This is a genomic window from Streptococcus danieliae, assembly GCF_025447695.1.
Taxonomy (GTDB): domain Bacteria; phylum Bacillota; class Bacilli; order Lactobacillales; family Streptococcaceae; genus Streptococcus; species Streptococcus danieliae.
This window is the reverse complement of sequence record NZ_JAOBSU010000104.1, coordinates 1-6173: the sequence shown is the minus strand read 5'-3', so window position 1 is coordinate 6173 and position 6173 is coordinate 1. Positions and strand designations below refer to the sequence as shown.

The 6173-nt window shown below is 47.4% G+C and carries 5 protein-coding genes; all 5 read right to left on the bottom strand.

All coding sequences use genetic code 11. The features are described from left to right. Positions 1-94: 94 nt before the first annotated feature. The 5 genes from recJ to miaA are packed head-to-tail and all read right to left on the bottom strand — an operon-like array spanning position 95 to position 6016. Positions 95-2329, bottom strand: coding sequence for a single-stranded-DNA-specific exonuclease RecJ (gene recJ / locus N4310_RS07225; RefSeq protein ID WP_262092652.1), 2235 nt, complete (start codon positions 2327-2329; stop codon positions 95-97). A 14-nt stretch (positions 2330-2343) separates the two neighbouring features. After that, entirely contained in the window at positions 2344-3273 is a 930-nt protein-coding gene (gene rnz, locus N4310_RS07220; protein WP_262092651.1) for a ribonuclease Z, read from the bottom strand. Continuing rightward, positions 3255-3908: a cystathionine beta-lyase gene (locus tag N4310_RS07215; RefSeq protein WP_262092650.1), complete on the bottom strand. Its 654-nt coding sequence runs from the start codon at positions 3906-3908 to the stop codon at positions 3255-3257. Before N4310_RS07215 ends, rnz begins: the two co-directional genes overlap by 19 nt. Next, complete coding sequence (gene hflX, locus N4310_RS07210) at positions 3901-5139, bottom strand: GTPase HflX (RefSeq protein WP_262092649.1); 1239 nt, start codon at positions 5137-5139, stop codon at positions 3901-3903. The genes N4310_RS07215 and hflX overlap by 8 nt, the downstream gene beginning before the upstream one ends. Further along, positions 5132-6016, bottom strand: a complete 885-nt coding sequence (gene miaA, locus N4310_RS07205) for a tRNA (adenosine(37)-N6)-dimethylallyltransferase MiaA (RefSeq protein WP_262092648.1) — start codon at positions 6014-6016, stop codon at positions 5132-5134. The genes hflX and miaA overlap by 8 nt, the downstream gene beginning before the upstream one ends. Between the last annotated feature and the right edge of the window lie 157 nt (positions 6017-6173).

The following is a 6173-nucleotide window of genomic DNA, read 5'->3' as shown; positions in this document are numbered from 1 at the left end:
TATTTTTATGAAATTGATGAGGAGGAGTCAGGATCCTGACATTATTTTCAAAAAGAATAAGCAACGGGAATGATTCCCACACCTAACTCGAAGCTTAGTCCTCCAAGGGAAACTGGGACAAGTATTCATAGATGTCTTCTACGGGGTCTAGAGCCATTTTTTCCTGGAAACGAGCCAAGATTTTCAGTTCTTGATAAATCTTGCTGTCTTCGATAGAACGTTTTGTTGCGGCTGGATTTTCCTTTAACACCCCATCTTCAATAGTCACAAACTCCAATTCTTGGAAAATTTGTAACATCTTGATCAGTAACGGCCGCTGGATTTTTAAATAAAGGGCTAGATCATTCAACTTATAACGGACATCAAATTCTGGAAACTGACGAATAGTCTTATAAAGCAAGGTAAATTGGTCCCTACTCCCTACTCCCGTTAAATAAAAAGCTTCCTTGATGCTGTTTTTAAAATACAGCACTCGAGGCTTGTGTTCCTGAATAAAGCGCGCCAAAGGCTCCACTGACTCCGGTAACGGATCAATAACATAAGCCGGGGCATCTGGAACATTAGCTGGAAATTCTTCTGTAAATTCCAAAACCGGAACAGAATCCGGCAGAGAAATCTTTCCAGACCGAATGTTGTAGAGCTGCATGCCTTCAATTCGGGCATCCACGATCATCAATTGCAGACTGGTTTGACCATTCCATTTGTTGACCGCTAGGGTTACCAGCAGCTCCAGTTGCTTGGCCTGTGAAAATTCCAAGCTAAGATTGCCATAACCAAAACCAACAACCTCAAATTCCGCCTGCCCTTGTGAAATTTTCAGTTTTAGATGAGCGTTTCCCTGACCCATGCTGCGAGCTGATTCAACTTGAAAATCTGAAATATAAAAGACAGGCTGACGATTATCCATCCCAAAAGGAGCCAATTGTTGAAACTGTTCCAAGGTTTTGAGGCTAAGACTCTGCAAATCCAGAATCTCATCCACCTGATAAGCAGGCTTCTTGCCAGAGATTTCTCCTTGCTGGTCCATATAGTCTTCTAAGACTGCCTTTAGGGCTGGGATCTGCTCTAACTCCAGGGTCATCCCCGCAGCCCCCGCATGCCCCCCAAAAGCAACAAAGAGATTCCGGTGTGGATCTAAGGCTTCAAAGAGGTGGACACTTTCTGGACTCCGAGCGGAACCCTTGGCTTTCTGACCATCACTGCTCAACACAATAATGGGTTGACCGGTCTCTTCTAACAGACGACCAGCCACAATCCCCAAAACTCCAGGATTCCAGCCCTCTTGTACCAAAACCTGGGCCTTGGCTTCAGGATCCAACTGGGACCGCGCCTCTCCATAGATCGCTTGAACCAGTTCCTTGCGTTCTGTGTTTTTAGCGTCGATCATGCGAGCCAGGTCATGGGCTAACTCATCATCAAAACCAGTTAAGAGATCCAAGGCTGGGTTGGGGTCATCCAAACGGCCCAGAGCATTCAAACGCGGAGCCAGCTGGAAACCAACGGTCTCTTCATTGGCTTCGTCTAGTTTCAAAGAAGCCACTGCAGCTAGTTCTTGCAGGCCGATTCGCTGGGTTTGTCTGAGGATTTTCAGCCCCTGAGAAACGAGAATCCGGTTCTCACCGACCAAGGGAACCATATCGGCAATGGTCCCGATGGCTACCAAATCGAGGAAATCCTGGACCACATCGCCGACCAGGGCACAGGCCAGCTTAAAGGCAACCCCCACACCTGCTAAATGTGGGAAGGGATAGGGATCATCCGGTAATTCTGGATGAATAATGGCATAGGCAGGAGGCAGCACCTCTGGCAAGGCATGATGGTCGGTTACAATCACATCCACCCCTTGCTGGGCCGCATACTCCAAGGCCTCATGGCCAGCCACTCCATTATCGACCGTGATAATTAAGGAAATCCCCTGGTTTTCGATGAAGTACTTATAGACACTTTTGTTGGGGCCATAGCCATCCGTAAAGCGGTTTGGGAGGTAGACTTCAATTTCCGCCCCCATTTCCTCGAGAACTTCCTTCATAATCGAAGCACTGGTCATTCCATCGGCATCATAATCGCCATAGACCAGGATCGCCTCTCCTCTTTGGATGGCAGCCTCAATCCGAGCGACCGCCTTTTCCATATCTTGAAAAAGAAACGGATCGGCCAAGTCCTCTAAAGATGGCTGTAAAAAAGCTTCAAGGTCTTCCTTGCTGTGAACCCCACGTCGGAACAAAAGATCCGCCACAGACTCTTCCAAACCAAATGTTTTAGCCACCGCCATAAAGTCCTGGTCTTCTACCTTGGGCTGAAATTGCCAATCGTATTTTGCTTCAATCATCTGAATCCTCTAGTTTACAATGGAATTTCTTCCAAATCTTTGACAACATGAACATTTGGGAAGATGCTAGCGGCATCATCACGCATCCGGCTAATATCTTTGGCCAAAAAGCGTGGACTAATGTGGTTGAGCAAGAGCCGTTTAGCTCCGGCTTCCTTGGCCACTTTAGCCGCATCCATATTGGTCGAATGACCATGGTTGCGGGCTAATTTTTCATCACCCTTGCCATAGGTCGCTTCATGCACCAAGACATCGGCTCCTACGCCTAAACGGACACTGGCATTTGTCTTCCGAGTATCTCCGAGGATGGTAATGACCTTCCCGGGACGAGGGGGTGAAAGGTAGTCCTTGGCTTGGATGAGGCGGCCGTCTGGTAGGGTAATATCTTCCCCTTTTTTAATTTTTCCAAATAAAGGTCCAAACGGAACACCGACCTCCTTCAAGGCTTCCGCATCCAAAGTTCCTTCTAAATCTTTCTGGATTACCCGGTAACCAACGCAGAAAATACTGTGGTCGAGGGCTTCAGCATAGACCTTAAATTGATCGGTCTCCATGATCAAGCCCAGCTTATCCGAATCAAATTCATGAAAATGAATGCGGTAGGGCAGGCGAGAGCCAGACAGGCGGAGGCTGTTAAGCACAAAATTACGAATACCTACAGGACCATAAATGTCTAGATTGGTCTGCTCTTCATTGGCTTGAAAGGCCCGACTGGACAAAAAGCCCGGCAGGCCAAAAATATGGTCCCCATGCAAGTGGGTAATAAAAATCTTGCTGACCTTACGTGGGCGAATGCTGGTATGCAGAATTTGATTCTGGGTGCCTTCACCACAGTCAAATAGCCAGACTTCATTGATTTCATCTAAAAGTTTCAAGGCGAGACTCGAAACATTGCGCGCCTTTGAGGGCTGACCGGCACTAGTCCCTAAAAATTGTAATTCCATGCTTCCTCCTCTATCACTACTGCAAGCTGACGTTCCTTGGAGCCATACCAGAGGAGGGTCTCAACTTCCTGTTTTGCTAATTCTTGGATTAAATCTTCTTGACTGTAAGAAACCCATTTCTGGCTTCCATCTTGTAACAACAAACGATCGGTGAGCGGGCTCATAACCTCTTGATTCTCTAGCTCTGCTGCTTCATAGGGACGTAAAATCAGTCGACCCTGGTAAGCCGCAACCACATGGTCTGGAAAGATCATGGCGATCTCCCACAGCAAATCCGGAGTTACTGGCTCTGCCACCTGGGCAAAAACCTGTCCCAAGCCACTCGCATCCAGCAGGGCTAGACCATAGGCTTTACCAGACAGATTCAAACGGATAAAGGGCTTGACTTCCTCAAAAGAAGGATCTGTTTGGAACAGTTCAAAAGCCTGACTTATTTCCAACAGGTAGTCCATGGCCTCCCGAGGCCCCTTTTTCTGATACAGTTCCGCAAAATAGGCATTTAAGACACTGGGCGGAGGCGTAATCCAGGCTAGCATTTCTTGGGGGCTTTTGCCCATTAAAACTTGTTCCAGATACTTGCGATCCAAGGCGGTATAGCCGCCCAGAGCGATCGCCCGATCAATCCATTCATTCATAAAAGGTTTCTAATCTCCATTTATTTTTTGCTGCAATCCAGCCCGTAACAGTTAGCCCCTCCTGGTCATAGTCCAGTTGATCTATCAAGGCCAAGGCTTCTAATTCATGCAGGCGGTATTGCTTGGCCAAGGATAGGTGGAGCTCAAAGGGTTCCCAGAGTTCCTTTAGCCCTTCAATAATGATGGCTTTTAAATCTTCTTTAGCAGAAGGAGCATGGGCTGAAAACTGCCGAGACGGGTTAAGGGTGGGAACAAAATGGTCAACCCTGTCCAACTTATTATAAATGGTCAGACGTGGAATCTGGTCCATTTCCAATTCCTGAATAAGGGCTAATACCGTTTCTTCCTCCTGCTCATGGTAGGGGTCACTGGCATCGATGACATGCAGCAACAAATCCACATGCCGACTCTCCTCCAGGGTGGACTTAAAGCTGGCCACCAACTCAGTTGGTAAGTCTTGGATAAACCCAACAGTATCTGTCAGAGTTGCCGCTAGGTTTTGATCCAGATGAATTTTCTTGGTTGTCGCATCTAGGGTCGCAAAAAGTTCATCGGCCTCATACTGGGGAGTCTCCCCTAATAAATTCAGGATGGTCGATTTCCCGGCATTGGTATAGCCAATCAGTCCAATTTGCAAATCGGGACTGGCTAAGCGTTTCTCCCGAATCCGACTGCGATTCTTCTCAACGGCCTTTAACTGCCGTTCAATATCGACAATTTGGTTGCGGACAGCCCGACGATTTAATTCCAATTGACTTTCCCCGGGTCCACGGGAGCCGATTCCTCCCCCTTGGCGGCTCAAGAGAATCCCTTGACCAACCAAGCGCGGCAACAGATACTGCAATTGGGCTAGGTGCACCTGCAGTTTGCCCTCATAGGACCGGGCCCGCAAAGCAAAGATATCTAAAATCAGCTGCATCCGGTCAATAACTTTGACGCCCCACTGACTTTCCAGATAGGTATTTTGGCGGGGTGTTAGCCGGTTATTAACCACAACACTGTCAATCTCCTCAGCCTCAATCCAATTTTTAACCTCTTGGACCTTACCACTTCCAATTAGGCTGCGAGCATCCACCCGTTCCCGTTTTTGCACGATCTCTCGGATAACTTGGGCACCAGCCGTGTGGGCTAGGCGGGCTAACTCCTCCATGGACATAAGAAAATGGTCCATTTGGGGCAACTCAACCCCAATTAAGAGCACCCGTTCTTGTTCTTTTTTCGTATTAATCATGTAAAAATTCCTCAACGACTGCCTCAAGATCCTCTTTAAAGGTTGGGTTTGAAACCATAAAGAAGTGCGGTTTCATACGGTTCCTGAACCAGGTTAATTGCCGTTTAGCAAAGCGGCGCGTGTTTTTCTTGACCGTCTCTAGGGCCGCTTCTAAGCTAGATTCTCCTTCGAAATAAGGAAAGAGTTCCTTGTAGCCGATCCCTCGGGCTGCCTGCACCTGCGGATAATGGTCATAAAGCCATTTGGCCTCCTCCAGCAAGCCTTGCTCTACCATAGCATCCACCCGTTGGTTAATCCGCCGGTAAAGCAGCTCACGCTCATCATCCAGGGCAATCAGGAGGGGCTCAAAATCCTGCTCCTGATTGCTTAGATCTTGCCCAAACTTGGCCAATTCCAGAGCTCGAATAGCTCGCCGACGATTCGGTTCCCGAATCTCAAGCCCCTTCTCTGCCACCAGACCATACAAGGTCTCCGTATCCAAGGCTTCTAATTCTTGCCGATAGGCCAACAAAGCCGTCTGATCCAAGTCTCCACCCAAGTGGTAACCTTCCAGCAGACTTTGAAGATAAAGCCCCGTCCCTCCCACTAAGATAGGAATGGCTCCTCTGGCCGTGATTTCTTGAATCTTAGCTTGAGCTTCCTGAACAAAATCAAAAGCCGAATACCCTTGATCGACTTCTCTGACATCCAACAAATGATGGGGAATCAGGGCTTGCTCAGCCGGACTAACCTTGGCTGTTCCAATATCTAAGCCACGGTAAACTTGTTGACTATCGCCTGAAATAATCTCCCCCTGGTATTTAGAAGCCAGCTCAATCCCCAAAGCAGACTTCCCGACCGCAGTTGGTCCTATAATAACAATTAACTTGGTTTTCATCGCTTTCCTTAAAAAATTCTTCCGTTTTCTATACCTATCATTTTAACACGATTCCTCAAAAATAAGAATAGATAAGCTAAAAGAATCATTCCCGTTGCTTATTCTTTTTGAAAATAATGTCAGGATTCTGACTCCTCATCATCAATTTCATAAAAAT